The sequence below is a fragment of the Actinoplanes sp. NPDC000266 genome, assembly GCF_042899005.1.
GTDB lineage: Bacteria > Actinomycetota > Actinomycetes > Mycobacteriales > Micromonosporaceae > Actinoplanes.
The window spans coordinates 894,212-919,061 of record NZ_JBIAZI010000003.1 but is presented as its reverse complement, the minus strand read 5'-3'; the positions used below and the strand labels follow the sequence as shown (position 1 = coordinate 919,061).

Genomic DNA, 24,850 nt, shown 5'->3' with positions numbered 1-24,850 from the left:
TTCTATGCATAAGGTCCTTGTGACGAACCGGCCGGTCTGGCTAACGTCCCGCCCATGAGTGAAGTGATCGTCACCGATGCGGTGCTGATGCGGGTCATGGCGCATCCGCTGCGGATGCGGATCGTCGGGTCGTTGCGGGTGGACGGGCCGGCCACCTCCGCGATTCTGGCCCGGCGGCTGGGCACCGACTCGGGGCAGACCAGCCACCACCTGCGGCTTCTCGCGCGGCACGGATTCGTGGCGGACGCTCCCGAGCTCGGGCGCGGGACGCACGGCCGGGAACGCTGGTGGAGGGCCGCCCACAAGGCGACGGAGTTCGGCAACGGCAGCCGTGAGGACGAGGTCGCCGTCGAGCGGGCCTCGCGTGAGGTCTGGGGCGCCTGGATCGAGACCTTCCACGCCCAGGTCGCCCAGGGGCGGTGGAGCCCCGAGTGGCGGGCCGCCACCGTCGGCTCCGATCAGGTCATCCGGACCACGCCGGAGCGGCTCCAACGGCTCGAGGAGCAGATCTGGCAGGCCGTCGAGGAGGCCCGCACCAATGAGCCGGGCGCCGAGCAGGTGCTCGTCATCCTTCAGGCCTACCCGCACCGCGCGTCATGAACGCCTCGCTGTGGCGCAACCGGGAATTCAATCTGCTCTGGACCTCGCAGACCCTCTCCGACCTCGGTGACGGCGTCGCGACTCTGGCTCTCGCCCTTCTCGTTCTGGTGCAGACCGGCGATCCGGTCAGCGCCGGGCTCGTCGGCACCCTCGCCTCGGTGGCGCGGCTCGTCTTCCGGCTGCCGGCCGGGGTGATCGCCGACCGTTTCGACCGGCGACGGCTCATGCTGGCCTGTGACGGCGTACGGCTGCTGGCCTTCACGGTGTTGACCGTCGCCGTTTTCACCGGTCAGGCCTCCCTGCCGCTCATCATCGTGGCGGCGACGGTCGACGCCGCTTGTGGAGCGCTTTTCAGTACGGCCGAGGACGCCTCCCTGCGCAGCATCGTGCCGATCGAGCAATTGCCGGACGCGGTCGCGCGCAACGAGGCCCGCTCGTACGGCGCCATGCTGGCCGGTCCTCCGCTCGGCGGCCTTCTCTTCTCGATCGGGCACGCCGTTCCCTTTCTGGGGAACGCCGTCTCCTACTTCGTCTCGCTGGTGATGGTCGGCGCCATTCGCAAGCCACTTCAGGCGCCGCGCGACAAGGACGCCCCGGTCAAGCTGTCCGACGGCATCCGATTCGTTCTCACGCACCCGTTCCTGAGAATGCTGATGCTCATCGCGGCCCCGCTGAACTTCGCGATCAGCGGCGTCATCTTCGCCGTCATCGTCGCCCTGCAACGCGGCGGCACCGCGCCGGCCGTCATCGGGCTCGCCGAAACCGTGATCGGCGTGGGCGGTCTGCTCGGCGCATTGGCCGCACCCTATATCCAGCGCCGCCTCGGATTGCGGGCTCTCGTCCGCGTCATCTGCTGGCTGGCCGTCGCCCTGCTGGCCGGCGCTGCCCTGCTCACGTCCAGTCTCGCCGCCGCTGTGCCGCTCGCTGTGACCGTCTTCCTCGGGCCCGCCGCCAACGCCGCCCTCTTCGGCTATCAGGCCGCCATCACCCCCGACCATCTCCAGGGCCGCGTCGTCAGTGTCATCATGATGGCCGCCACCTCGATGGCCGCCCTCGCACCCGTCGTCGCGGGCGTTCTCGTGGCCGCCTTCGGCGCCCCCGTCGCCATTCTCGCTTTCTCCGGCGCGGTCGCGGTCTCCGCTCTGGCCGCCACTTTCGGCGCGGGACTGACCACAATCGACCGAACGGACCGCGTGGGCGCGCTGACGGAGTGATGACAGCCGCCCTTCCCGGTGCCGAGGATGGGCGGCATGGACGGGCAGTTGGAGACACCGGGCGGCGTACGGGATCTGGAGGCCCGGCGGCTCGCCGAATGGTCGGCGCTCGTCTCCTCCTGGTTCGACCGGATGGTGGAGCGCACCGTCGGGGAGGCCGGAGCGGAGCACGCCCGTTTCTTCAATCCGCTGCGCGTCGAGGCCCCGTTGGCGGAGCGCCGGATCAGCTGGGACGCGTTTCCCCGCCCGGTGAAGGTGCGTTTCCCGGGCGATCCCGACGGCGCCCGGCGCGCCGCCGACGAGTTCCGCAGCCTCGGTGATTACTACGGCGTGACCTTCTACGCCGTACGGGAGAAAGAACCGCAAGAAATCGTCCTGCCCTATCGCCCGCAGGACGAGTATTGCGAGTGGTACGCCGAACGCGATCCGGGGACGGGCCGGATGCGCCGGATCGTGTTCACCTCGGAAGGCCACGAATACTGGGGTTTCCTGGCCGATGACCGGGCTCTTCTGTTGAGGCTCTACCACGAGCTCGTCGGTCCGCAGGTGCGCGAGGAAGACCTCTATTTCGACACCGACATCGCGTTCCGCGAGGAGCCCGGCGGCCCGTTGCGGCTCTACCAGCGCCGAGGCGCGTACAACCCGCACAACGTCTGGAACACCTCGCTCGGGCTGGCCCATCTGACCCATCCGGAGAACAGCCTGTACGGCGAGATCTCGCTGGCCGCGGCGGCGAGCGTCCCCCGCTCCACGGGTGACGGCACGCCGATCACCGACGCCGGGCGGCTGGTCTGCGCCGCCGGCCTGGGCGACCCCAACCGCTCCAGCGACCCGACCATCAGCACCGACGTCAACGACCTCGTGCGCCGGGGACTGTCGGTGACGCTGCGCGACCCGGTCGGCCTCTACATCACCGCGCTCGACGACGCCGCCGTCTCCGGTCCCGGCGGCGAGGACGTCTCCGCCTGGTGGCGCCCGGTCCGCGGCAGAGCCGGGCTCACCGTGCGGGCCGAGTTCGCGCCGCCGCCGGAGGCCGCCTTCGGCCTCGAGGACGTCCTGGTCAACGGCGTTCCGTTACGGTACGGCGGCCAATTGGCCGAGGTCATGACCATGTCGCTGTACGGGGCGGCGGCCGACCTGGCGCAGGGCGCGCCACCCGCCCTTCCGGCCGATCAGCGCTGCTGCGCCGCGGACGACAACCCGGACGTCCTGCGGCTGGTCGCCCTCGACGCGCCGTGCCCGCCGGGCTGGCACGCGGCCTTCGAGGCGGGGTGGCCCGAGGCGGGGCAGCGCGAGGCTGGGGAGCGCAAGGCTGGGCGGCCCGAGGCCGGGCGGCCCGAGGCGGGGCGGCCCGCGCGCGCTGGGGAGTGGCGGCCGAGGTGAGCTCCGGCGTCGTCGGGGAGGAGCCCCGGCTCGGCCTGGACGACATCCAGGCGCATGTGCTGCCCGGCTTCGGGCACGACCATCAGATCCTCCTCGGATGGCGGCTGCCGGACGCCGAACCCGCACCGGCCGCCCGCTCCCTCCTGGGTGCTCTGGCCGATCGGGTCACCCCGGCCAGCCGCGGCCTCGCGTACCGGGCGGTGCGGCGCGAGGTCCGCCGGGGCCGGGCGGATCCCGTACACCTCAAGGATTTTTCCGCTTTTGCGCTGTCGCTGTCCCCGCGTGCGTTCGAAGCGCTCGGCCACCCGGACATGGCGAGGCTCGACGAGGCGTTCTCGGTCGGCATGGCCCGCCGCAGCTATCTGCGTGACCCGCCCGCCGCCGGCTGGAGCGTCGGCGGTCCCGGGCGGGAGATCGACGTTCTGGCCGTCCTGGCCGGCGACGATCTCGCACGGCTGCGGGAGGTTTCCGACGGGGTCCGCGCAGCGGGTGCCCACTGCGACCTCGTCCATCATCAGGAAGGCCGGCGGCGGCCCGGCGACACCGAGCACTTCGGTTTTCGCGACGGCATCTCCCAGCCCATGCTCCGCGGCGTCGTCGACGACGAAGGCACCCCGCTCGTGCACCGCCTGCCCATGCCGCCGATGCCTGACCACCGCGAATACTCGGCCCCCGGCGACGTGCTGATCTGGCCCGGGCAGTTCCTGTTCGGGCTGCCCCGGCAGAGCGAGACCGCACCCACCCGTTCGGCTCCCGCCCGTCGCGCTCCGCCCCTGGCCCACAACGGATCCCTGCTCGTCTATCGCAAGCTGGAGCAGGACGTCGCCGCGTTCCGGTCCGACACCGCCCGGATGGCCGCCGCACTGGGCGCCGACCCGGACGAGATCCGGGCCCAGCTCGTGGGCCGCCATCCCGACGGCCGCCCCCTCGTGCGCCCGCCGGACGCCACCGCGGCCGAGCTCAACCACTTCGGCTACGACACCGCCGCCCCCGGCATCCCCGGCGGCCCGCGCGGCGCCGCCCCCGACCCCGATGGCGTGCGCTGCCCCCTGGCCGCCCATATCCGCAAGGTCAACCCTCGCGACCAGGAGACCGACAAGGGGCCGCCGTCGGCCACGCTCACTTTCGCCATCATGCGCCGGGGCATCCCGTACGACGACGACACCGGGCGTGGCCTGCTCTTCATGTGCTATCAGACCGACATCACCCAGCAGTTCGAGCTGCTCGCCCAGCGCTGGGCCAACAATCCCGAACGCCCCCGGCAGGGCATGGACAACGGCGTCGACCTGCTGATCGGCCGGGTACGCCCCGGCGCCGAACGCCGCGCCCGTCTGCTGGCCGGCGACGTCTCCACCCTTACCGACTACGTCCGCCCGCGCGGCGGCGCCTATCTGTTCACGCCGTCGGTGTCCGCCCTGCGCCTGCTCCGGCGGCCCGGTGCGTGATCCACGATCGCCGTAGTGGATCATGGCGCGGTCGTTGTGCGCAGCAGGAGGCTCCAGGTGTCCGTACCAGTCAATGTCCCCAGCCCGTTCGTGTCGTCCGGCTGGGGCACGCCGGCCGTCTGCTCCCGGCACGGGCTGCCCGCGGTCGAGCACAAGCGGACGCGTTTCATCTCGCGGGTCCCCAGCTGGGGTTATGTGCTGTTGCTGGCCGGTGCGATCCCGTTCGTCATCTTCGCCCTGGTGACCCGCAAGACGGTCGAGGCGCCGGCCTGGCCGTTCTGCGCGCGATGTGGGCAGACCCGCAGGACCGGGCTCATTGCCGGGATTGCCCTGGTCGCGGCCGGGGTGGCCGGGCTCTTCGCGGGCTCGTCGCTGTCGGGGGACGCGGGCGCACCGGTCTGGATCCTGTCCCTGATCCTCGTGATGGTGGGCTACATCGTCGCCCTGCGGGGCGGCAACCGGATGCTGCTCGCGGGCGGTCACGTGATCGACCGCGGCCAGTTCGTCACCTTCCCGAAAGCTCACGAGGCGTTCGCCGCCCAGGCGGCCGCGGCCCTCAGTTCAGCGGAGCAGTCGACTCGCGCGTGATCAGGCGGCAGGAGAGAGTCTCGGTGCCCGAGGCGGGGGCGCCGTCTATCGCGGCGAACAAGCGCTGGGCGGCTCGGCGGCCCAGCTCCTCCAATCGCATGTCGATGGTCGACAGGGGCGGGCGGGCGTTGGCCGCCAGCACCTCCCAGTTGTCGAAGCCGATGACGGCCACCCGGGAGGGCACGTCCAGGCCTTCCTGATGGAGGACGTCGAGCACCCCACGGGCGATCTCGTCGGATCCGGCGAAGATCGCGTCCACCGACGGGTCGCGCTGCAGCAGCATGCGGGTGGCGCCGCGTCCCCAGGCCTCGGACCACATGCCGAACCAGACCTGGTCGCCGGCCAGCGGCAGACCCGCCTCTTTCAGGCGGGACTGGGCGCCGCGGGCCCTGTCCTGGGCGGCGCCGTACGAGGGATCGCCGGTGATGTGGGCTATGCGCGTGCGGCCGCAGGAGATCAGGTGGTCGACCGCCAGACGGCCGGCCGCCTCGTTGTCGGTGACCAGCGACAGATCCTCAGGATCTTCGCTCGGCGAGTACGCGTAGACGACCGGCACGGGAAGATCGCGGCCCAGCGACGGGCGGCTGTCGGGTCGGGCACCCACCACTATCAGGCCGTCCACGCGGCGGGAGAGCAGGGCGCGCAGGTGGTGTTTCTCGCGGATGACGTCGCCCCGGGCGTCGCAGAGGAACACCGAGACCTGGTCGGAGCCGAACGCGTCCTCGGCGCCCATCAGGATGGGTATCGAGAAGCGGCCCTCGAGGTCGGAGGTGAGCAACCCGACCGTGCCGGTGCGGCCGCCGATCAGGGCCTGGGCCAGCGTGTTGGGCGAGAACGACAGCTGGGCCGCCGCCTCCATGACGCGGCTCCTGGTCTCGGCCTTCACCTGAGGCTGGCCGTTGAGGGCCTTGGAGGCCGTCGCGACCGAGACGCCGGCCAGGCGCGCCACGTCGCGCAGCGTGACCGGACGGGCCGATCCATTCGATGTCATCAACGCCGGGCCTCCTCTCGTGAGCCAGTCCATCATGCCCAACGACCGGCCGGTTACCCTGCTCATTGATTGATCGACGACAGACGGCGCGCCGGTTCGCGTCCTCGTTCCGCGGGGCGGGGTGCGCCTGGAACCGCCGACCGAGGTCCATCTGCCGGTGGACCGGAACGTGACTTCCCGAGAACAGAGAGTTGACACGGACCGGCTCAAGCCATAAACCTCTATGCGTGCCCACGAAGACGCGTGACTACTACGAGGTGCTCGGAGTCCCCAAATCGGCGACCCCGCCTGAGATTCAGCGCGCTTACCGGACCCTGGCCCGGCGTTTTCACCCCGATCTGAACCGGGAGACGGGCGCCGAGACCCGCTTCAAGCAGATCACCGAGGCCTACAACATCCTGTCCGACGAGCGGAAACGGGCAATGTACGACCTCGACCGCGGTCTCGGGGTGTCGACCGGCTCCGCGCAGTTCGGGTGGGGCGCGCGCATGCCGCGCTTCGACGCCGGGGTCCAGGTTCTCCAGATCTCGATCGAGGAGGCGTACGCCGGTGGGCGGCACCCTCTGACGCTGGAGTTCGGCACCGCGGTGCGCGTCGTCGAGGTCGAGCTGCCGCCGGGGGTCGTCGACGGGCGGCGCGTGCCGCTGCCGGGCATGGACATGTCGGTGACCGTCCGCGTCGCGCCCCATCCGCGCTACCGCCTTCAGGGCCGCGACGTCTATGTCGATCTGCCGCTGGCGCCGTGGGAGGCCGCCCTGGGCGCGACCGTGCCCGTGGACACCCCGTCCGGCCCCGCACAGGTGCAGGTGCCGGCGGGGTTGTCCTCGGGCCGCCGGGCCCGCCTCCGGGGCCGGGGCCTGCCCAACCCGGACGGTGTCGCCGGTGACCTCTACGCCGAGATCAGGATCGTGGTCCCGCCCCGGCTCAGCGCCAGCGACCGCCGCCGTTGGCAGAAGCTCGCCAGCAGCTCAGACTTCGATCCGCGGGGCGTATAGGCCGAACGTGGTCCGCCGGCGCAGCCGGAAGCCGATCGACTCGTAGAGGCGGATCGCCGTGGCGTTCGCGGCCGACGTGTGCAGAAAGGGCGTCTCGCCCCGCTGCCGGATGCCGTGGGCGACCGCCCGCACCAGCCGGGTGGCCAGGCCCCGCCCGCGATAGGCGGCGTCCGTGCAGACCGCGCTGATCTCCGTCCAGCCCGGCGGGTGGAGCCGGTCGCCGGCCATGGCGATCAGCTTCCCGCCGTCCCGGATGCCGATGTAGCCACCCAGCTCGATCGTGCGCGTCCGGAACGGGCCCGGGCGTGTCCGCTCGATCAGGTCGAGGACCTCGGGCACGTCGGCCGCGGTCAGCCGGACCGCCTCCGGGGCCGGAGCGTCGGCCAGGGTGTCGTCGACGAACTGGACGCCGGCCACCTCGTCGATCAGCTGCCAGCCCGGGTGGAAGGCGGGGACCGGGCCGGCCACCGCCACCTCGGCGCCCGGGCCGGTCAGCTCGAGAAGGTCACGCCAGCCCTGGGGATCGGCCGGGTCCTCCAGGGCGTGGAACGGTGCCACGTCGGGCTGATAGCGCACGGCCTGCCCGTGCCGCTCGGCGAACCGGGAGTGCGGGCCGGTGAGCGACTCCCAGGCCGCGTTGTCCAGGACCGAGGTGTCCGGTGAGACCGTGGTCATTCCGGCACCCGCAGTCCGAGGTGGTCCCGCAGCGTGGGGCCCTCGTATTCCGTACGGAAGACGCCTCGCTCCTGAAGCAGCGGGACCACCGTGTCGGCGAACTCGTCGAGCCCGCCCGGCGTCACGTGCGGCACCAGGATGAAGCCATCGCTCGCGTCCTCCTGAACGAGTTGATTGAGGGTGGAGGCCACCGACGAGGGCGTGCCGATGAAGTTCTGCCGCCCGGTCACCTCGATGATCAGCTCACGGATGGAGAGCTTCTCGGCCTCCGCCTTCGCCCGCCACTCGCCGGCCACGGCGATCGGGTCGCGGTGCATGCGCACGCTGGCCCGCCCGCGCGCGATGTGGCTGTCCGACACGTCGGGGTCGATCGACGGCAGGGGGCCGTCCGGGTCGTACGAGCTCAGGTCCCGGTTCCACAGCTGCTCCAGGAACTTGATCGCGGTGGCCCCGCTGACCTGCTGGCGCCGGACGATCCGGGCCTTCTCCTGCGCCTCGTTCTCGGTGTCGCCGAGCACGAACGTGGCCGCGGGCAGCACCAGCAGCCCGTCGCGCTCCCGGCCGTACTTCGGCAGGCGGCCCTTGACGTCGGCGTAGAACGCCTGGCCCTCGGCGAGCGTGCCGTGCCGGCTGAAGATCGCGTCGGCGGTGGCCGCCGCGAACTCGCGTCCCGCGTCCGAGTCGCCGGCCTGGAGGATCACCGGGCGGCCCTGGGGGCTGCGGGGCACGTTGAACCGGCCGGCGATGTCGAAGTGGTCGTCCGTGTGGGCGAACGTGCCGGCCGATGGGTCACGAAGGAAGTCTTCGGGAGCCGGCACCGAGGCGAACAGCTCCTTGGCCGTACCGAGGAACTGGGTGGCCCGGCTGTACCGGTCCTGCTCGGCCAGGAAGCCGCCGCGGCGGAAGTTCTCCCCGGTGAAGGCGTCCCACGAGGTCACCACGTTCCACGCGGCCCGGCCGTCGGAGAGGTGGTCGAGGCTGGCGAACTGCCGGGCCACCTCGTACGGCTCGTTGAACGTGGAGTTGATCGTGCCGGCCAGGCCGAGGTGGGTGGTGACCGCGGCCAGCGCCGCCAGCACGGTGAACGTGTCGGGGCGCCCGACCACGTCCAGGTCGTAGATCCGGCCGCCCTGCTCCCGCAGCCGCAGGCCCTCGGCCAGGAAGAAGAAGTCGAACTTGGCCCGCTCGGCGGTCTGCGCCAGCTTGACGAACGAGGAGAACTCGATGTGGCTGCCGGCCTCGGGGTCGCTCCACACGGTGGTGTTGTTGACGCCGGGGAAGTGCGCGGCGAGGTGGATCTGCTTAGGCAACGGGTGCCTCCTGACGGTAACGGTTCGCGGGCCGGGTCAGGCCGAGCAGGCCGCGCAGGGTCGGCGCCTCGTACTCCTTGCGGAAGGCGCCGCGCTGCCGCAGCTCGGGCACCAGGCCGCGGGTGATGGCCTCGAGGTCGGACGGCAACCGGCCGGGCCGCAGCCGGAAGCCGGTCAGGCCCGCCCGCTGCCAGTCGAGCAGCAGGTCGGCCAGCTGAGCCGGGGTGCCGGTGAAGATCGAGGCGTCCGAGGTGTAGGCGGCGCCGTCGAGCTCGTCCAGCCGGGCCTTGGCGTCCCGGGCCGCCTGCTCGGTGTCCTCCAGGAAGACGACCAGATCGCCGAAGACGTGGGGGAGCGACGACACCTTGGCCACGATCCGCCGGGCGTCGTCCACGTCGGCCGGGGTCACGTAGACGAGGTCGGCCGAGCCGGTCGCGAAGGCGTACGGGATGTCGGCGTGGGCCAGGGCCGTGACCAGCGGCTGCCCCTGCGGCGGCCGGGGCGTGATGGACGGGCCCTTCACGCTGAAGTACTTGCCGTCGAAGTTGATGTAGTGCAGCTTCTCCCGGTCGATGAACCGGCCGGTGGCGGCGTCGCGGATCTCCGCGTCGTCCTCCCAGCTGTCCCAGAGCCGCCGGACGACCTCGACGTAGTCGGCCGCCTCATCGAAGTGCTCCTGGAGCTCGGGAACCACCCTTCGCCCGAAATGCGCGGCCTCAGCGGGGTGGGCGGAAAGTTGGACCCGCCAGCCGGCGCGTCCCGTGCTTACGTAGTCGAGCGTCGCGATCGCCTTGGAGATGTGGAACGGCTCGGTGTGGGTCACGGTCGCCGTCGGCACCAGGCCGATGCCCGAGGTGACCGGGGCGACCCGCGCCGCGATCAGGACGGCGTCGAGGCGGCCCTGGACGCCGTTGTCGGCGATGCCGACGGAGTCCTCGATAGTGACGAAATCCAGAGTCCCCGACTGGGCCTCGGTGACCAGGCCGGTCCAGTAGCGGGCGGTGAACAGCTCGGCCGGGCGGGCCTCGGGGGTACGCCAGGCCGCGGGGTGCCAGCCGGCGCCGTCGAGCGCGACGGCCAGATGCAGTGGTTGTGCCATGATCACTTACCTTCGATCGGGAGGCCGGGCGGGTTGATCTCGCCGGCGTCCACGGACTCATTGGCCAGGTTCCAGCGGTCGAGGATCTTCTTGTAGTCGCCCGACTTGATCAGTTCGTCCAGCGCCGCCTTGTAGGCCTTGACCAGGCCGTTGTCCTTCTTGGTGGTCAACGCGATGAGACCCTGGAGAGAGGCACCGGCGCCGGAGTAGGTACCCACGATCTCGGTCTCGCCCGTGCTGGCCACGTGGTAGGCCGAGGTCGGGTTCGGCCCGAGGTACAGGTCGATCGCGCCCGAGCCGAGGGCCAGATAGGTCGCCTGGTTGGTCTGGTAGTACTTGATGTCGACCTTGGGCCGGCCGGCCTTGACGTTCTCCTCGCTCCACTCGACCAGGATCTTCTCCTGGTTGGTGCCGGAGCCCACCGCGACCTTCTTGCCGGCCACGTCGGCCGGGCCGGTCACCTTGAGGCCGGAGCCCTTCTTGGCCTCGAAGGCCAGCTCGTCCTTGCGGTAGGTGACGAAGTCGTACTTCTGCTTGCGCTCCTCGGTGACCGTGATGTTGGAGGCGCCGATGTCGTACTTGCCGCTGTCGAGGCCGATGAACAGGTTCTCCCACGAGGTGTTCTGCAGGTCGGGCTCGAGGCCGAGCACGCCGGCGATGGCCACCGCGATGTCCGGCTCGCTGCCGATCAGCGTCTTGTTGTCGTTGGCGGTGAAGGCGAGCGGCGGGAAGCCGGAGCCGGCCGCGCCGACGCCGATGACGAGCTTGCCGCCGGCCCGGACCTTCTCGGGTAGCAGCGCGGCCGCCGCGTCCACCTTGGCCGGGACGATGCGCTGCTGGTCGGGCGTGAGGTTGAGCTTGACGGTCGTGGCCCCTTCGACCGCGGCGGCCGCCTTGGGCGCCTCCTCGGGGGCCGAGCACGCGGTGAGCCCGGCGACGAGCGCGACGGTGGCGAACAGGGTTCTGCGACGCATGGGAACAGCTCCTAAACGAGAACTTTGGAAAGGAAGGCTTGAGTGCGTTCGTGCTGGGGGTTGTCGAGGACCTCGCTGGGCGGCCCCTGCTCGACGACGCGGCCGCCGTCGAGGAAGACGATGGTGTCGGCGACCTCGCGGGCGAAGCCGATCTCGTGGGTCACCACGACCATCGTGGTTCCGGCCTTGGCCAGGTCGCGCATGACGTCGAGGACCTCGCCGACGAGCTCGGGGTCGAGCGCCGAGGTCGGCTCGTCGAAGAGCACCAGCTTCGGGTCGAGCGCGAGGGCACGCGCGATCGCGACACGCTGCTGCTGTCCGCCGGACAACTGCCGGGGGTACGCCTTCGCCTTGTCGGCCAGGCCCACCCGGTCGAGCAGTTCGAGCGCGCGCTCGGGGTTGCGCCGGGCCTCGCTCACGTTCTCCAGTGCGGTCATGTGCGGGAACAGGTTGAAGGTCTGGAAGACGAAGCCGATGTTGGCCCGCTGCTTGAGGACGAGGCGCTCGGGAAGCTCGTGCAGCTTGTCGCCGTCCTGCCGATAGCCGATGAGCTCGCCGTCGACCCGTACGGTGCCGCGGTTGACCTTCTCCAGATGGTTGACGCAGCGCAGCAGCGTGGACTTGCCGGAGCCGGAGGGGCCGAGGATCACGGTGACGCTGCCGGCCGGGACGCTGAGGCTGACGTCGCGCAACACTTCCAGGGAACCGAAGGACTTGTGCACGCCCCGAATCTCGATCATCGCCGGTACCCCTTGCCGAAGTGGCGCTCGGTGTAGTGCTGAAGGATCGACAGGACCGCGGTGAGGATCACGTACCAGACCGTCGCGACCAGCAGCAGCGGCACGACCCGCCCGTTGCGGCCGTAGATGACCTGCACCTGGTAGAACAGCTCGCCGATGGCCAGCACGTAGACCACCGAGGTGCTCTTGAGCAGGTTGACCAGCTCGTTGGCCGCGTTGGGCAGGATCGCCCGCATGGCTTGCGGCAGCACGATCCGGCGGAACTGGCGCAGCCGCGGGATGCCGAGGGCGGCCGCGGCCTCCATCTGGCGCTGGTCGACCGAGAGGATGCCGGCCCGGACGATCTCGGCGGCGTACGCGGCCTCGTGCAGGGCGAGGCCCAGCAGGGCGGCGCCGAACGCGCTGACCAGGCTGGAGGTCTCGAAGTGCACGAAGCCGGGACCGAACGGGACGCCGAGCTGGAGCTTGTCGTACAGATAGCCGAGGTTGGCCCAGAACAGCAGCTGCACGATCAGCGGCACCGAGCGGAAGACCCAGATGAAGGTCCAGCTGACCGACTTGAGCACCGGGTTCTTCGACAGCCGCATCGGGGCCAGGACGATGCCGCCGGCGAAGCCGAGGACCGCACCGGCGAAGGTGAGCTCCAGGGTGATCACCAGGGCCTGCATCACCGACTCTTCGAAGAAGTAGCCGAAGAAGGTGTCCCAGTCCCAGCCGGGATTGGTGGCCAGGCCGTGCAGGAACTGGGCCACGACCACGAGCACGGCCGCCGCGGCGACCCAGCGCCACGGATGACGGGCGGGAACAATGGTGAGCTCGTCGTGGGCCGGCGGCGCTGCCGGGGTGGGGGGCGGATCGGCGCTCGTGCGACGGACCGCCGCGCGAGCCGAGGACAGAAGACTCACGGCGTGCCTCCGAGTGGGCTTGTTGCAACAGAACGCTAGGTGCGGACCCGCATTCTCCTCAAGTCCTATCGGCTCTATATGTTTTACGAAGTTGTCAACGAGGGGCCGGGTCGACGGGGCGGCCGGCCACGAGGGCCGCGGCCGTGAGCATGGCCGCGCAGATGGCCAGGCCGTACGTGAGGGAGTCGCGGCCCAGTGACGCCAGCACCACGCCGGTCACCGCGGCCGTGCCGATGGTGGCCGCGACACGCTGCGCTTGCTGCAACAACGCGGCCGCGAGCCCGGCCGCCTCCACGGGCGCGTAGGCCAGGGTGAGGGCCTGGTTGGGCGAGATGATCACGCCGCCGGCGGCGCCGTTGACGAGCTGGGTGACCGCGAGGGCGAGAGCGAGGTGGCCCTCCGGGACGAACTGAACGATCAGGGCGGTGGCCACGATCGTCACAAGTGCCACGATCAGTGCCCATTGGACGCTGCGCCGGCCGTAGCGGCCCAGGATCCGCCAGCCCACGGCCGAGAAGGCGGCGAAGCCCAGGGCGCTCGGCAGTACGGTCAGCGCCGCGTGCAGGGGTGACCAGCCGAGGCCCTCCTGCAGGTAGAGCAGGATGGCCAGCGAGGCGGCGAGGGACGATCCGAACTGGAACATCGCGATCAGCGTGCCGTTGCGGAATCCGCGCTCCCGCAGCAGTGCGGGCAGCAGGATCGGCGTTCCGCGATAACGGCGCTCCCAGGTGATGAGGGCGACGCCGAGCAGTGGAGTTGCCGCCAGTAGCCATATGGTCCCGGGCACGGTGAACGGCAGCAGCACGCTCAACGTCACCGCGCCCAGAAGCGCCAGGCCCGGCAGATCGAGACTTGTCCGGTTCCTCCTCGGCGACGACGCGGGGAACCAGCGGATGGCCAGCGGGATGGTGATCAGCCCGAACGGAACGTTGAGCAGCAGCACGTAGCGCCATCCGGCCGTGTCGATGAGCAGTCCGCCGACCAGCGGGCCGATCACTCCGGCGATGCCGCCGACCAGCGAGTACGCGCCGAGGGCCCGCACGCGGTCCCGGCCGGTGAACATCTCCTGGAAGAGTCCGAGCACCTGCGGGTTGACGGTGCCGGCGCCGACGCCCTGCACCAGCCGCGCGGCCGCGACCACCCAGGCCTCCCGTGCGGTGCCGGCCACGATCGCGGCCAGGCAGAACAGCGTGATCCCGCCGATGAACAGCCACTTGCGGCCGTGCGCGTCGCCGAGGCGGCCGGCCGGCACGAGGGCCAGCCCGAAGGTGAGCGAGTAGCCCGCGATGATCCACTGCACCGCGCCCGGCCCGGCGCCGAGCGAGGTGCGCAGGGCGGGCACGGCGGTGTTGAGGCTGGACTGGTCGAGCAGCGTGGTGAAGGCGGCGGCGAGGCAGAGGGCCATGGCCGGCGCGGGGGCGACTTTGTGAGAAAGGGCTGTCACCCCTTGCTTATATCCCATAGAGCCTATAGGAAAAAGGGAGTCCGTCCCGATGGAGGTATCGATGCGTCACCGTCTTTGGCTCGCCGCGGCTGCGTCTCTCGCGCTGCTCGCGGGCTGCTCCTCCAGCGGCGGCACCGCCACCGACGCCGGTGCTCCGGTCTCCGGCGGCTCCCTGAACTGGGCCGTGGAGACCGAGCCGATCACCCTGAACCCTCATCAGTACGCGCAGGCCAAGGCGCGCCTGCTCGTCTGGAACAACTTCGAGGCCCTGCTCACCCACGACGACAAGGGCGGCTACGTGCCCTGGCTCGCCACCGGGTACGAAGTCTCGCCCGACGGGAAGACCTACACCGTCAAACTGCGCACCGACGTCACCTTCAGCGACGGCACCAAGTTCGACGCGGCCGCGGTCAAGGCCAACGTGGACCAGCTGCTCGCCGACGGGTACGCGCCGACCGTCGCCGCCGTACAGCTGAAGAACCTGAAGAACGTCGAGGTCGTCGACCCGGCCACCGTCAAGTACAACCTGAAGCAGCCCGACGTGCTGATCCTCGACTTCCTCTCCTCGCCGCAGGGCGCGATCGTCTCGCCCAGGTCGCTGAAGGAGGCGAAGAACCTCAAGGCGGGCGGCCCGGAGCTGGCGGGCACCGGGCCGTTCATTCTCGACAAGTACACGCCCGGCCAGGAGCTGCACTACGTCAAGAACCCGAACTACAACTGGGCGCCGGCCAACGCGGGCCACACCGGCCCGGCGTACCTCGACGAAGTGACCTATCGCTTCCTCAAGGAGTCGTCGGTGCGCGTCGGCGCGCTGACCTCGGGCCAGGTCCAGGTGATCGAGGGTGTCCCGGCCACCGACCAGGCGCAGATCACCTCCAACCCGCAGCTGACCCTGAGCAAGGGGCTCAACTCGGGCTCGGCCTACTCGTACTACTTCAACACCTCGCACGCGCCGTTCGACGACATCCGGGTGCGGCAGGCGTTCCGCGACGCGCTCGACGTCGACACCGTCCTGCAGGGCGTCTACCGGGGCACGGCCACCCGCGCCTGGAGCGTCATCTCGCCGACCAGCCCGCTCTATTCCAAAGAGCTCGAGAAGACGTACGGCAACGACGCCGCCAAGGCGAACTCCGAGCTTGACGCCGCCGGGTGGGCGACCCGCGACTCCGAGGGCTACCGCACCAAGGACGGCAAGCGGCTGACCGCCCGGCTCGTGCAGTCGGCCCCGTTCGTCCGCGACCGCCGCGACATCCTGGCCCAGGCCGTGCAGGCCGCGGTCAAGCAGAGCGCCGGCATCGACCTGAAGGTCTCCGTGGTCGACCAGGGCACCGCCACCAAGGCGATCGAGGACAACGAGTACGAGATCTTCGACAACTCCCGGGCCGACACCGACGCCGGCGCCGCGCTCAACCTGCTGCTGCGCTCCGACGGCGCGATCAACCGGACCGGCGTCAAATCCCCCGAGCTCGACAAGCTGCTGTCCGACGGCGAGGCGGGCGTGGAGCGGGTCGAGACCTACGGGAAGCTTCAGAAGTACGTCGTCGGCGAGCAGGCGCTGATCCAGCCGCTCTACGCGCCGGCCGACCAGATCGCCGCGTCCAAGACCGTCGGCGGCCTCGGTTTCGAGCCGACCGCGGGCGTGCCGGACAACGCGTACAACGTCTGGCTGAGCAAGTGATCGTGCTCCGCCGCATCGGCACCGGCCTCGTGGTCCTGTGGGCTGCCGCCACGGCGGCCTACCTGGCCCTGCTCGCCGCGCCCGGGGACACGGTCGACGCCATCATCGGCGACGGCGCCGACACGCCCCTGATCCGGTCGCAGATCATCCAGGAGTGGCACCTCGACCGCCCGGCCGTCGTGCAATATCTCGACTTCCTGTGGCGGGCCCTGCACGGCGACCTGGGCCGCTCCTACCTGCTGCAACGGCCGGTCTCCGAGGTGATCGGGGGCCAGCTGGCGCCGACGCTGACCCTGGCCTTCACCGCCGGCCTGCTCGGCGTCGTCCTGGCCCTGGTGCTGGCGGTCACCACCCGCCGGCCCTGGGCCCGCCGGGCCAGCTCCACCATCGAGCTCGTCCTGGTGTCCACCCCGCCCTTCCTGATCGGGATCATCCTGCTGAGCGTCTTCTCGTTCCGGCTGGGCCTGTTCCCGGTCTCCGGCGACCAGGGCTTCGCGGCCCTGGTCCTGCCGGCCATCACCCTGGCCCTGCCGGTGGCCGGGGTGCTCACCCAGGTGCTGCGCGACGGCATCGACCGGGCCCTGGACGAGCCGTTCGTGGTCACGGCCCGGGCCCGCGGGCTGGGGGAGCGGGCCGTGCTCGTACGGCACGCCCTGCGGCACGCGCTGCTGCCGACGGTGACGCTGATCGGCTGGCTGTTCGGCATCCTGCTCGGCGGCGCCGTGATCATCGAGACCGTCTTCGGCCGGCCCGGGCTGGGCCAGGTGACGCTGAACGCGGTCACCAGCGAGGACATGCCGGTCGTGCTGGCCGTGGTGGTCTTCTCGGCCTTCGTCTACGTGCTGCTCAACACCCTGGCCGACCTCGCCTACCTGATCATCGACCCTCGACTGCGGAGGAGCTGACATGACCATCGCCCTCGATCGGCCTTTGTCGGTAAAGATCCGGCGTCCTCGTGGTGTCGGGGTCGCGGCGGCTTCGGCATTCCTCGTTCTCGCTGCTGTGGCCGCCGTTCTGCCGGGTCTGTTCGCGGGAGACCCGCTGGCGGCCGATCCTATGCACGTCCTCGAGGCGCCCAGCGCTCAGCACTGGTTCGGCACGGACCAACTCGGCCGGGATGTCTTCGACCGGGTCGTGCACGGCGCCCGGCACTCGCTGACCATCGGCATCGCGGCCACCCTGGTCGCGGCGGGCCTCGGCATCCTGCTCGGCCTGCTGGCCGGGCTCTCCCACAAGTACGCCGACGAGGCGCTGAGCCGCGGCTTCGACGCCCTCGCCGCGTTCCCGTTGCTGCTGCTCGCGCTCCTGTTCGTCGCGGTCGCCGGCCCGGGAACGACGGGCCTGATCGTGGCCATCGGCATCGCGACGCTGCCGCACTACGCCCGGGTGGTGCGGTCGCAGACCTTCGTGGTGCGTCAGGCCGGATACGTGACACAAGCGGTCGCGTTCGGCGACTCCCGCACGCGGCTGGTGCTGCGGCACGTGCTGCCGAACGTGATCGGCCCGATCCCGGTGCTGGCCGTCATCGGCCTCGGCGAGGCGATCCTCGCCGCGGCCGGCCTCAGCTTCCTCGGCATGGGACCGCAACCGCCCTCGCCCGAGTGGGGCGCGATGCTCTCCGAGGGCCGCGGCTATCTGAGCATCGCCTGGTGGACCTCGATCCTGCCCGGTGTGGTGGTCACCCTGCTGGTCATCTCGCTGACCGTCGTGGGCCGGCGCCTACAGCGCCGGTTCGAGGGGAGGACGGCATGATTTCCGTACGGGACCTGCGGGTCAGCTTTCCGGTCGGACGAACCGTGGTCCAGGCCGTCCGCGGGGTCGACCTCGACGTCGCCCCGGGCGAATGCGTGGCGCTGGTGGGGGAGTCGGGCTCGGGCAAGTCGGTCACGGCCAGGACCCTGGTCGGTCTCACCGGCCCCAGAGCCACGGTCACCACCTCCCACTTCGAGATCAACGGCCAGGATGTACGGGCCTACGGCGAACGCGACTGGAAACGGCTCCGGGGCAGCTTCGCCGGCCTCGTGCTCCAGGACGCGCTGGTCTCCCTGGACCCGCTGCGCACGGTCGGCGCCGAGATCGGCGAGGTGCTGAAGGTCCACAAGGTCAAGGGCGACCCGGTCGAGCTGCTGGCCTCCGTCCACGTCCCCGAGCCGGAGCGCCGAGCGAAGCAATATCCGCACCAGCTCTCGGGCGGCCTGCGCCAGCGCGCGCTGATCGCCTCGGCCATCGCCGCCGGCCCACCTCTGCTGATCGCCGACGAGCCGACGACCGCCCTCGACGTGACGGTGCAGGCCCAGATCCTCGACCTGCTGGCCGAACGCAAGGCCACCGGCGAAACCCTCCTCCTGATCAGCCATGACCTGGCGGTCGTCTCCCGCCTGGCCGACCGCGTCTACGTGATGAAGGACGGCCGGGTCGTCGAATCGGGCCCGACATCATCGCTCCTGGCCGCACCGTCCCACCCGTACACCCAGGAACTGGTCCAGGCCGTGCCGTCAGCGGCCTCCCGAGGCCGTCGCCTCTCCTCGGCCGGCCCTGCCCTTCCCGCACTTTCCTTCACACCTACCGCGGTTCCGGTTTCCCCGGCCGCGCCTCCGTCCACGCCCCTGTCCGCTTCGCCTTTCCCTTCCGGGCTTTCCGATCCCGATCCCTCTGCGCCCCTGCCCACTTCGCCTTCCCCTCTTGCACGTTCCGCTTCTGTGCTTTCTCCTTCCCCTTTCGCGCGTTCAGCTTCCACCGCGCGGGAAGGGGAGGGTGAGAGAGCGGCGCTTCCTTCCCCTTCCTCCGTGGAGGGCGCGAGGGTCGCGCTTCCTTCCTCCTCCGCACAGGGCGCGAGGGTCGCGCTTCCTTCCTCCTCCGCACAGGGCGCGAGGGGCGCGCTTTCCACCCCCTCCTCGGCTGACAGCGTTGTCATCCGGGCGGAAGGGCTGACGAAGACCTACGGGAAGCACACCGTTGTCGACGGTGTGGATCTGACCGTTCGGCGCGGGGAGATCGTCGGGCTGGTTGGGGAGAGCGGATCGGGGAAGACCACCGTCGCGCAGCTCGTGTTCGGGCTCGTGGCACCGACGTCCGGGACCGTGGCGTTCGAGGGCGCGCCATGGACCGGGTTGAAGGAGCGGCGGCGCCGTCCGCGGCGCCGCCGCCTCCAGTTCATCGCCCAAGACCCGCTGTCCGCCTTCGATCCACGATGGACCGTGCGGCGCATCGTCGGCGAGGCGCTGCCCTCCGCGGAGAGCGCCGCGCCCCTGCTGGAGCGGGTCGGGCTCGCCGCCGACGTGCTCGACCGCTATCCGCGGCAGCTCTCCGGTGGGCAGCGGCAGCGGGTGGCCATCGCCCGGGCGCTGGCGCCCCGGCCCAGCCTGATCATCTGTGACGAGCCGGTCTCCGCGCTCGACGTGTCGGTACAGGCGCAGGTGCTCGACCTGCTGGCCGACATCCGCGCCACCGACGGCACGGCGCTGCTGTTCATCTCGCACGACCTCGGCGTCGTGCACCACCTGGCCGATCGCGTGCTCGTCATGCGCGACGGCAGCGTCGTCGAATCAGGGCCGATCGACGACGTCTTCCACCATCCGCAGCACCAGTACACCCGCGCCCTGCTCGACGCGGTACCGAACCTGGAGGTGTCGCAGTCATGAAGTTCCTGCTCATCACACTGATCGCCAAACCCGACCCGTCGGTCTCGGACCATGCCCGGCTCCGCGAGGTGGTCGACAACGCCGTACTCGCCGAAGAACTCGGTTTCGACGGCTACGGGGTGGGCGAGCGTCACGAGCGCCCGTTCATCTCGTCGTCGCCGCCGGTCGTGCTCAGCCACATCGCGGCCCGGACGTCGACGATCCGGCTGTTCACGGCGGTCACCACGCTCAGCCTGCTCGACCCGGTCCGGGCCTATGAGGACTACGCCACCCTGGACAACCTCTCCGACGGCCGCATCGAGCTGATCATCGGCAAGGGCAACGGGGCCGCGCAGGCCAAGCTGTTCCACGTCACCACCGACGACCAGTGGGACCGCAACCGCGAGTCGTACGAGCTGTTCCGCCGCCTCTGGCGCGAACCCAAGGTGACCTGGGAAGGGAAGTTCCGCCCGTCGCTGACCGAGGCGGAGACCTGGCCGCGCCCGCTGCAGCAGCCGATCCGGGTCTGGCACGGCAGCGCCACCAGCAAGGAGAGCGTCGATCTGGCCGCGCAGTACGGCGACCCGCTGTTCTCGGCCAATGTCACCAACCCGATCGAGCCGTACGCGGAGCTGATCCGCTACTACCGGGAACGCTGGGAGCACTACGGTCACGACCCGGCGGACGCGCTGGTGGGCGCGGGCTCGGCCGGCTTCTATGTGGCCCGCACGTCGCAGGAGGCCGTGGAGACGTACCGGCCGATCTATGACGCCCGTATCGCCCTGTTCCGCAAGGTCGGCGTCGAGCCGGTCTTCCCGACGCTGGAGGACGCGATCGAGCGCAGCTCGATCCTGGTCGGCAGCCCACAGCAGATCATCGACAAGGTGCTGCGCTACCACGCCGAGTTCGGCCACGAGGTCATGCATCTGCACGCCGACGGTGACGGCCTCACCGACAAACAGCACCGGGCGACGCTGGAGCTCTTCCAGTCGGAGGTCGCGCCGGCGCTTCGTAAGGAAATTCCGAGCCGTCCGTTCGCGGGGAGCCTCGCATGACCGTGCCACTGTCCATCCTGGATCTCGCACCGCTGGTCGACGGCGGCGACACCCGCGACGCGCTGCGGCGAACGCTCGACCTGGCCCGCTCGGCCGAGGAATTCGGATATCACCGCTTCTGGGTCGCCGAGCACCATCTCACGCCCGGCGTGGCCAGCTCGCAGCCGGCCGTGCTGCTCGGGGCCATCGCCTCGGTGACCGACCGCATCCGGCTCGGCTCGGGGGCGTTGCAGACCGGCTTCCTGACGCCGCTGGCCGCCCTGGAGCAGTTCGGCCTGCTCGACGCGCTCTATCCGGGTCGCTTCGACCTGGGCCTCGGGCGGTCGGCTCAGCGCCGCAAATCGGCCATCTCCGGCGCGGCGGCCCCGGCGCCCGAGGTCGACGAGCACGTCGTCGACGGGCTGTTGATCCCGAAGCACTACAACTATCAGGTGCTGCTCGGATCGGGCCGCGTTCAACTGTGGTTCAAGCTGCTCAAGCAGCCAGGAGCGGAACCGCTCGACCTGGACGCGGTGGTCGAGGACATCGAGATCCTGCGGGCCGGTCCGTACACCGACGCCGAGGGCAACTCGGCGCGGGCCGTTCCCGGCGAGGGGGCCGACCTCCAGCTCTGGATCCTGGGCAGCAGCGGCGGCGAGAGCGCGCAGGTGGCCGGCGCCCGGGGGCTGCCGTTCGCGGCGAACTACCACGTGGCCCCGGCCAAGGTCCTGGAGGCCGTCGAGGCGTACCGTGCCGCCTTCAAGCCCTCGGAGACGCTGTCGGCTCCGCACGTGATGGTCTCGGCCGACGTCCTCGTGGCCGACGACGACGAAACCGCGATCGAGCTGGCCCTGCCGTACGCCCTCTGGGTCCGCAGTGTCCGTCAGGGCGGCGCCGTGCCGTGGCCGACGCTGGAGCAGGCCCGGGCCCACCAGTGGACCGAGGAGGACCGGCAGCTGGTCAAGGACCGTGTCGACACGCAGTTCGCCGGCTCGCCCGAAACGGTGACCGGGAAGCTGGAGACCCTGCGCCGGGTGACCGGCGCCGACGAACTGCTGATCACGACCATGACCCACGACCACCGCGACCGCGTGCGCTCCTACGAGCTGCTCGCCAAGCACTGGCCGGCCTGACGTCGTCCCGCCGGCGCCTCATCCGATTCAGGTGGCGCGATTCGCCGTTCTGTGCCCCCATATCGACGTGATGTGCGCCGGCCGGGATACCCGGTCTTCTCCGCGCTTCAGTCATCGCCGTTGCTGCCCGCGACAAGGCCGTGACAGGATGCGGTCGGGCGCCCGCAATCGTTTCTTCAATGGAGAGGTTAACGATCATGCGTGATGCTTTTCCCGACAAGACCGACGCGGCCTTCATCGACGAGATGCTGAGTCAGATCAACAATTATCGGCAGCAGCACGGAGCCGCGCCGCTCACCATCGATCTCGAGCTGATGGAGTATTCGAAGTCGAGAGCGGCGAAGATGTCGGCCGCCGGTGGGATCAGCCACGACGATCTCAAAGAGGAGTACGGCGAGAACGCATCCTGGCAGGCCACATCGTCCGGACCGGCGGCGGGACCGGCGTCCGTGGCCACCTCGCAGTGGTACGGCGAGGTGAAGGACTTCAATTTCAAGAATCCGGAAGGCCCGCACGGCGGCGTCACCGGGCATTTCACGGCCCTGGTCTGGAAAGGAACCACGAAACTCGGCGTCGGAAGGGTCGCCGGCCAGGGCAGCAAATGGTTTGAGACGTTCATCGTCGCCAACTTCTATCCGGCCGGAAATATGATCGGAGACTTCGCCGCGAACGTTTCCCCGAAACAGAGCTGACCGGTCGTCGTGCTTGGCCTCCTTCCTGCTGACCAGAGGTGGTGACGGAGGAGGCCGGCATGACTCTGGGAACCTACACACGGCGCGAGACCGCGGAAGCCGAGATCATCGGTGACGATGACCGGCACCCGGTTGCTCACACCCTTCAGATACCGTTCCGCTTCATCTGCTGCCTCGCCTGGGAGGTGGAGAACTCCAGCACCGGGAAGACGTTCTACTATCGCGGCTCGGGGACGTTGACCGGAGGTGCCGGTGCTCGGCTATCTCTTGCCCGGCGCCGGAGCCGCGGTCACGGTGGCCCGGGTCGCGCCCCGCTGGCCGGCCAGGGCGGACAGGCGGAGCTCAGCGCAGCAGCGCGGCCATCTCGGGGAGCTTGAAGAACTCCGCCGTGGCCATGGCCGAGGGCGACCCACCCTCCGGGTCGGCGCCGGCGTCGAGCAGTGTCTTCACGGTCTCGGCGTTCTGCCGGAACACCGCGGCGGCCAGGGCCGTCTGGCCGCGGTCGTTCACCCGGTCGGGGTCGGCTCCGAGCTTCAGCAGCGCGCCGGCCGTCTCCGGGTGGTTGTGATAGGCGGCCAGGATCAGCAGCGTGTCGCCCTTGCTGTTGGTCAGGTTGACCGGCAGGCCGGCCGCGACGTTGGCGGCCAGCTCCTCGCCCTGCCCGGTCCGGGCCAGGTCGAACATCCGGTGGGCGTACGCGATCGTCTCTTCATCCAGCTCAGCCACGGCGGCAGCTCTACCCGGTACGGACGCGGTTAATCCTGGGGACGGAACGCTCGGAGGGTGATGTCGACCAGGGCGTCGGCGTACGACGGGGTCAGCGGGCCGGTGCCCAGCAGCCAGCGCTGGTAGAGCGGGGCGTACAGGATCTCGAGGAACAGGTCGAGGTCGGTGTCGGCGGGCAGTTGGCCGGCGCGCTGGGCGCTGCGCAGGCGGTCCTTCTTGGCCTCGTCGACCGGGGCGGCCAGCCGTTCGCGGTACTGGGCGGTCAGGGCCGGGTCGGCGATGATCTCCAGGTTGAAAGCGCGGATGGGCGCCTCGAAAGCGGGGTCGGCGAACTCGGCGACGGTGGCTCGCATGACGGCTTTGAGGTCGGCCTCGAGGTCGCCCGTGTCGGGCAGGGCCACCACCTCGCCCTGTTCGCTCAGGGCCAGGAACGCGTCGAAGATGACGGCACCCTTGGACGGCCACCAGCGGTAGATGGTCTGCTTGCCGACGCCGGCCCGGGCCGCGATGGCCTCGATCGAGACCTTGGCGTAGCCGAGCTCGGACACCAGCACGCGGGCGGCGTCGAGGATCGCCTGGCGGGATCGTTCGCTGCGCAGGGCGGGATTCGGCTTCCGGGAAGCGGTCACGGCGCGGAGCCTAACAGATGACGAGACGAGACGGTCCGTCTTGACAGCCGAGGCGAGTGGGGGCAGACTTCGATCGCAACGACGAGACGGACCGTCTCGTCTCGAAAGACGACAGGGAGTGCGCATGACTGCGCGAGTGTGGTTCATCACCGGGGCGTCGCGAGGGCTGGGCCGGGCGTTCGCCGAGGCGGCGCTGGCGTCGGGGGACCGCGTGGTCGCGGCGGCCCGCGACGTGGGGCCGCTGGACGAGCTGGCCGCCGCATATCCGGAACGGCTGGTGCGGCTGACGCTGGACGTGTCGGACCGGGCCGCCGTGCGGCGGGTCGTGGACGAGGCGGCGGCGGCCTTCGGGCGGCTCGACGTCGTGGTCAACAACGCCGGGGTGATGCTGCTCGGCATGGTGGAGGAGGCCACCGAGGAGCAGATCCGGGCGCAGTTCGACGTCAACTTCTTCGGGTCGGTCTGGGTGGCCCAGGCCGTGGTGCCGCACCTGCGGGAGCAGGGGGCGGGCCACATCCTGCAAGTCACCACGATGGGCACCGGCGGCGGCTTCGCCTCGACCGGGTTCTACGCGGCCAGCAAGTCGGCGCTCGACTCGCTGAGTCAGGCGCTGGCCATGGAGGTGGCGCCGTTCGGGATCAAGGTGACGATCGTTCAACCCGGCGGGTACGGCACGGAGCTGTTCACCCGCGGCACCACGACGACCGAGGCCCGGCCCGAGTACGAAACTTTGCGCGCCCAGCTGGCCGAGATGTGGGGCGACGACGCCGGCCCCGACCCGAGCACGGCGGCGCCGGTGGTCATGGAGCTCGCCGGCCTGGAGCGGCCCCCGCTGCGCCTGATCGTCGGCTCCGCCTCGTACGACATGGTCCAGCAGATGGACCAGGCCCGCACCGAGGAGTACCGGGCCTGGGAGAGCCTCAGCCGCAAGGCGCCAGGGTGAAGGCGGTCATAGCTCGGATCCGTCCAGATTCG

At 70.4% G+C, this 24,850-nt stretch carries 24 protein-coding genes; 14 read left to right on the top strand and 10 right to left on the bottom strand.

Annotated features, from left to right (window positions below):
- Positions 1 to 54 precede the first annotated feature (54 nt).
- The 5 genes from ACFY36_RS15710 to ACFY36_RS15690 are packed head-to-tail and all read left to right on the top strand — an operon-like array spanning position 55 to position 5,230.
- Entirely contained in the window at positions 55 to 600 is a 546-nt protein-coding gene (locus ACFY36_RS15710; protein WP_499746655.1) for a winged helix-turn-helix domain-containing protein, read from the top strand.
- The gene (locus tag ACFY36_RS15705) at positions 597 to 1,814 is read left to right on the top strand and encodes an MFS transporter (RefSeq protein ID WP_499746654.1); all 1,218 of its coding nucleotides are present in this window, start codon (positions 597 to 599) and stop codon (positions 1,812 to 1,814) included. Before ACFY36_RS15710 ends, ACFY36_RS15705 begins: the two co-directional genes overlap by 4 nt.
- Before the next feature lie 36 nt (positions 1,815 to 1,850).
- The gene (locus ACFY36_RS15700) at positions 1,851 to 3,197 is read left to right on the top strand and encodes a DUF8225 domain-containing protein (RefSeq protein WP_499746653.1); all 1,347 of its coding nucleotides are present in this window, start codon (positions 1,851 to 1,853) and stop codon (positions 3,195 to 3,197) included.
- On the top strand, positions 3,194 to 4,642 hold the full coding sequence (locus tag ACFY36_RS15695; RefSeq protein WP_499746652.1) for a Dyp-type peroxidase: 1,449 nt from the start codon (positions 3,194 to 3,196) through the stop codon (positions 4,640 to 4,642). Before ACFY36_RS15700 ends, ACFY36_RS15695 begins: the two co-directional genes overlap by 4 nt.
- A gap of 57 nt (positions 4,643 to 4,699) precedes the next feature.
- Positions 4,700 to 5,230: a hypothetical protein gene (locus ACFY36_RS15690; protein ID WP_499746651.1), complete on the top strand. Its 531-nt coding sequence runs from the start codon at positions 4,700 to 4,702 to the stop codon at positions 5,228 to 5,230.
- On the opposite strand, the gene ACFY36_RS15685 is transcribed toward ACFY36_RS15690, so the two are convergent.
- A complete protein-coding gene (locus ACFY36_RS15685) occupies positions 5,199 to 6,221 on the bottom strand; it encodes a LacI family DNA-binding transcriptional regulator (RefSeq protein ID WP_499746650.1) in 1,023 nt (340 codons plus the stop codon). The genes ACFY36_RS15690 and ACFY36_RS15685 overlap by 32 nt on opposite strands.
- Positions 6,222 to 6,448: 227 nt before the next feature.
- On the opposite strand from ACFY36_RS15685, the gene ACFY36_RS15680 reads away from it, so the two are divergent.
- Positions 6,449 to 7,216, top strand: coding sequence for a DnaJ C-terminal domain-containing protein (locus tag ACFY36_RS15680; RefSeq protein ID WP_499746649.1), 768 nt, complete (start codon positions 6,449 to 6,451; stop codon positions 7,214 to 7,216).
- On the opposite strand, the gene ACFY36_RS15675 is transcribed toward ACFY36_RS15680, so the two are convergent.
- The 7 genes from ACFY36_RS15675 to ACFY36_RS15645 all read right to left on the bottom strand — a co-directional run bounded on the left by ACFY36_RS15675 (position 7,190) and on the right by ACFY36_RS15645 (position 14,363).
- Complete coding sequence (locus ACFY36_RS15675) at positions 7,190 to 7,891, bottom strand: GNAT family N-acetyltransferase (protein WP_499746648.1); 702 nt, start codon at positions 7,889 to 7,891, stop codon at positions 7,190 to 7,192. The genes ACFY36_RS15680 and ACFY36_RS15675 overlap by 27 nt on opposite strands.
- A complete protein-coding gene (locus ACFY36_RS15670) occupies positions 7,888 to 9,201 on the bottom strand; it encodes an NtaA/DmoA family FMN-dependent monooxygenase (RefSeq protein ID WP_499746647.1) in 1,314 nt (437 codons plus the stop codon). The genes ACFY36_RS15675 and ACFY36_RS15670 overlap by 4 nt, the downstream gene beginning before the upstream one ends.
- Complete coding sequence (locus ACFY36_RS15665) at positions 9,194 to 10,300, bottom strand: LLM class flavin-dependent oxidoreductase (protein ID WP_499746646.1); 1,107 nt, start codon at positions 10,298 to 10,300, stop codon at positions 9,194 to 9,196. The genes ACFY36_RS15670 and ACFY36_RS15665 overlap by 8 nt, the downstream gene beginning before the upstream one ends.
- A gap of 2 nt (positions 10,301 to 10,302) precedes the next feature.
- Positions 10,303 to 11,274: an ABC transporter substrate-binding protein gene (locus ACFY36_RS15660; RefSeq protein ID WP_499746645.1), complete on the bottom strand. Its 972-nt coding sequence runs from the start codon at positions 11,272 to 11,274 to the stop codon at positions 10,303 to 10,305.
- 11 nt (positions 11,275 to 11,285) lie between these two features.
- Positions 11,286 to 12,014 carry an amino acid ABC transporter ATP-binding protein gene (locus tag ACFY36_RS15655; protein ID WP_499746644.1) on the bottom strand — a complete coding sequence of 243 codons (729 nt, stop codon included), beginning with the start codon at positions 12,012 to 12,014 and terminating at the stop codon, positions 11,286 to 11,288.
- Positions 12,011 to 12,919 (bottom strand): amino acid ABC transporter permease, encoded by a 909-nt coding sequence (locus tag ACFY36_RS15650; protein WP_499746643.1) that lies wholly within the window; start codon positions 12,917 to 12,919, stop codon positions 12,011 to 12,013. Before ACFY36_RS15650 ends, ACFY36_RS15655 begins: the two co-directional genes overlap by 4 nt.
- A 94-nt stretch (positions 12,920 to 13,013) precedes the next feature.
- Positions 13,014 to 14,363 (bottom strand): MFS transporter, encoded by a 1,350-nt coding sequence (locus tag ACFY36_RS15645; RefSeq protein ID WP_499746642.1) that lies wholly within the window; start codon positions 14,361 to 14,363, stop codon positions 13,014 to 13,016.
- 61 nt (positions 14,364 to 14,424) lie between these two features.
- Here ACFY36_RS15645 and ACFY36_RS15640 point away from each other — a divergent pair, with 61 nt between their 5' ends.
- From ACFY36_RS15640 to ACFY36_RS15610, 7 genes are all read left to right on the top strand, one after another.
- Positions 14,425 to 16,041, top strand: coding sequence for an ABC transporter substrate-binding protein (locus tag ACFY36_RS15640; protein WP_499746641.1), 1,617 nt, complete (start codon positions 14,425 to 14,427; stop codon positions 16,039 to 16,041).
- A complete protein-coding gene (locus tag ACFY36_RS15635) occupies positions 16,038 to 16,946 on the top strand; it encodes an ABC transporter permease (RefSeq protein ID WP_499746640.1) in 909 nt (302 codons plus the stop codon). Before ACFY36_RS15640 ends, ACFY36_RS15635 begins: the two co-directional genes overlap by 4 nt.
- Position 16,947: 1 nt before the next feature.
- On the top strand, positions 16,948 to 17,793 hold the full coding sequence (locus tag ACFY36_RS15630; RefSeq protein WP_499746639.1) for an ABC transporter permease: 846 nt from the start codon (positions 16,948 to 16,950) through the stop codon (positions 17,791 to 17,793).
- The gene (gene nikE / locus ACFY36_RS15625; protein ID WP_499746638.1) at positions 17,790 to 19,682 is read left to right on the top strand and encodes a nickel ABC transporter ATP-binding protein NikE; all 1,893 of its coding nucleotides are present in this window, start codon (positions 17,790 to 17,792) and stop codon (positions 19,680 to 19,682) included. The genes ACFY36_RS15630 and nikE overlap by 4 nt, the downstream gene beginning before the upstream one ends.
- Entirely contained in the window at positions 19,679 to 20,716 is a 1,038-nt protein-coding gene (locus tag ACFY36_RS15620) for an LLM class flavin-dependent oxidoreductase (RefSeq protein ID WP_499746637.1), read from the top strand. The genes nikE and ACFY36_RS15620 overlap by 4 nt, the downstream gene beginning before the upstream one ends.
- Positions 20,713 to 21,828 carry an LLM class flavin-dependent oxidoreductase gene (locus ACFY36_RS15615; protein ID WP_499746636.1) on the top strand — a complete coding sequence of 372 codons (1,116 nt, stop codon included), beginning with the start codon at positions 20,713 to 20,715 and terminating at the stop codon, positions 21,826 to 21,828. The genes ACFY36_RS15620 and ACFY36_RS15615 overlap by 4 nt, the downstream gene beginning before the upstream one ends.
- A 197-nt stretch (positions 21,829 to 22,025) precedes the next feature.
- Entirely contained in the window at positions 22,026 to 22,520 is a 495-nt protein-coding gene (locus ACFY36_RS15610) for a CAP family protein (protein ID WP_499746635.1), read from the top strand.
- 342 nt (positions 22,521 to 22,862) lie between these two features.
- On the opposite strand, the gene ACFY36_RS15605 is transcribed toward ACFY36_RS15610, so the two are convergent.
- Both ACFY36_RS15605 and ACFY36_RS15600 read right to left on the bottom strand, forming a co-directional pair.
- The gene (locus ACFY36_RS15605) at positions 22,863 to 23,204 is read right to left on the bottom strand and encodes an ankyrin repeat domain-containing protein (RefSeq protein WP_499746808.1); all 342 of its coding nucleotides are present in this window, start codon (positions 23,202 to 23,204) and stop codon (positions 22,863 to 22,865) included.
- Positions 23,205 to 23,275: 71 nt separating this feature from the next.
- Positions 23,276 to 23,875, bottom strand: coding sequence for a TetR/AcrR family transcriptional regulator (locus tag ACFY36_RS15600; RefSeq protein ID WP_499746634.1), 600 nt, complete (start codon positions 23,873 to 23,875; stop codon positions 23,276 to 23,278).
- A gap of 124 nt (positions 23,876 to 23,999) precedes the next feature.
- On the opposite strand from ACFY36_RS15600, the gene ACFY36_RS15595 reads away from it, so the two are divergent.
- Positions 24,000 to 24,818, top strand: a complete 819-nt coding sequence (locus tag ACFY36_RS15595) for an SDR family NAD(P)-dependent oxidoreductase (RefSeq protein ID WP_499746633.1) — start codon at positions 24,000 to 24,002, stop codon at positions 24,816 to 24,818.
- Positions 24,819 to 24,850 lie beyond the last annotated feature (32 nt).

Excerpts from the sequence above, each read along its gene's own strand:
- ACFY36_RS15655 (WP_499746644.1), bottom strand. The coding sequence starts at position 12,014 with ATGATCGAGATTCGGGGCGTGCACAAGTCCTTCGGTTCCCTGGAAGTG.
- ACFY36_RS15615 (WP_499746636.1), top strand. The coding sequence starts at position 20,713 with ATGACCGTGCCACTGTCCATCCTGGATCTCGCACCGCTGGTCGACGGC.
- ACFY36_RS15685 (WP_499746650.1), bottom strand. The coding sequence starts at position 6,221 with ATGACATCGAATGGATCGGCCCGTCCGGTCACGCTGCGCGACGTGGCG.
- ACFY36_RS15630 (WP_499746639.1), top strand. The coding sequence starts at position 16,948 with ATGACCATCGCCCTCGATCGGCCTTTGTCGGTAAAGATCCGGCGTCCT.
- ACFY36_RS15675 (WP_499746648.1), bottom strand. The coding sequence starts at position 7,891 with ATGACCACGGTCTCACCGGACACCTCGGTCCTGGACAACGCGGCCTGG.
- ACFY36_RS15610 (WP_499746635.1), top strand. The coding sequence starts at position 22,026 with ATGCGTGATGCTTTTCCCGACAAGACCGACGCGGCCTTCATCGACGAG.
- ACFY36_RS15660 (WP_499746645.1), bottom strand. The coding sequence starts at position 11,274 with ATGCGTCGCAGAACCCTGTTCGCCACCGTCGCGCTCGTCGCCGGGCTC.
- ACFY36_RS15700 (WP_499746653.1), top strand. The coding sequence starts at position 1,851 with ATGGACGGGCAGTTGGAGACACCGGGCGGCGTACGGGATCTGGAGGCC.
- ACFY36_RS15605 (WP_499746808.1), bottom strand. The coding sequence starts at position 23,204 with ATGTTCGACCTGGCCCGGACCGGGCAGGGCGAGGAGCTGGCCGCCAAC.
- ACFY36_RS15595 (WP_499746633.1), top strand. The coding sequence starts at position 24,000 with ATGACTGCGCGAGTGTGGTTCATCACCGGGGCGTCGCGAGGGCTGGGC.
- nikE (WP_499746638.1), top strand. The coding sequence starts at position 17,790 with ATGATTTCCGTACGGGACCTGCGGGTCAGCTTTCCGGTCGGACGAACC.
- ACFY36_RS15705 (WP_499746654.1), top strand. The coding sequence starts at position 597 with ATGAACGCCTCGCTGTGGCGCAACCGGGAATTCAATCTGCTCTGGACC.
- ACFY36_RS15640 (WP_499746641.1), top strand. The coding sequence starts at position 14,425 with ATGCGTCACCGTCTTTGGCTCGCCGCGGCTGCGTCTCTCGCGCTGCTC.
- ACFY36_RS15665 (WP_499746646.1), bottom strand. The coding sequence starts at position 10,300 with ATGGCACAACCACTGCATCTGGCCGTCGCGCTCGACGGCGCCGGCTGG.
- ACFY36_RS15620 (WP_499746637.1), top strand. The coding sequence starts at position 19,679 with ATGAAGTTCCTGCTCATCACACTGATCGCCAAACCCGACCCGTCGGTC.
- ACFY36_RS15710 (WP_499746655.1), top strand. The coding sequence starts at position 55 with ATGAGTGAAGTGATCGTCACCGATGCGGTGCTGATGCGGGTCATGGCG.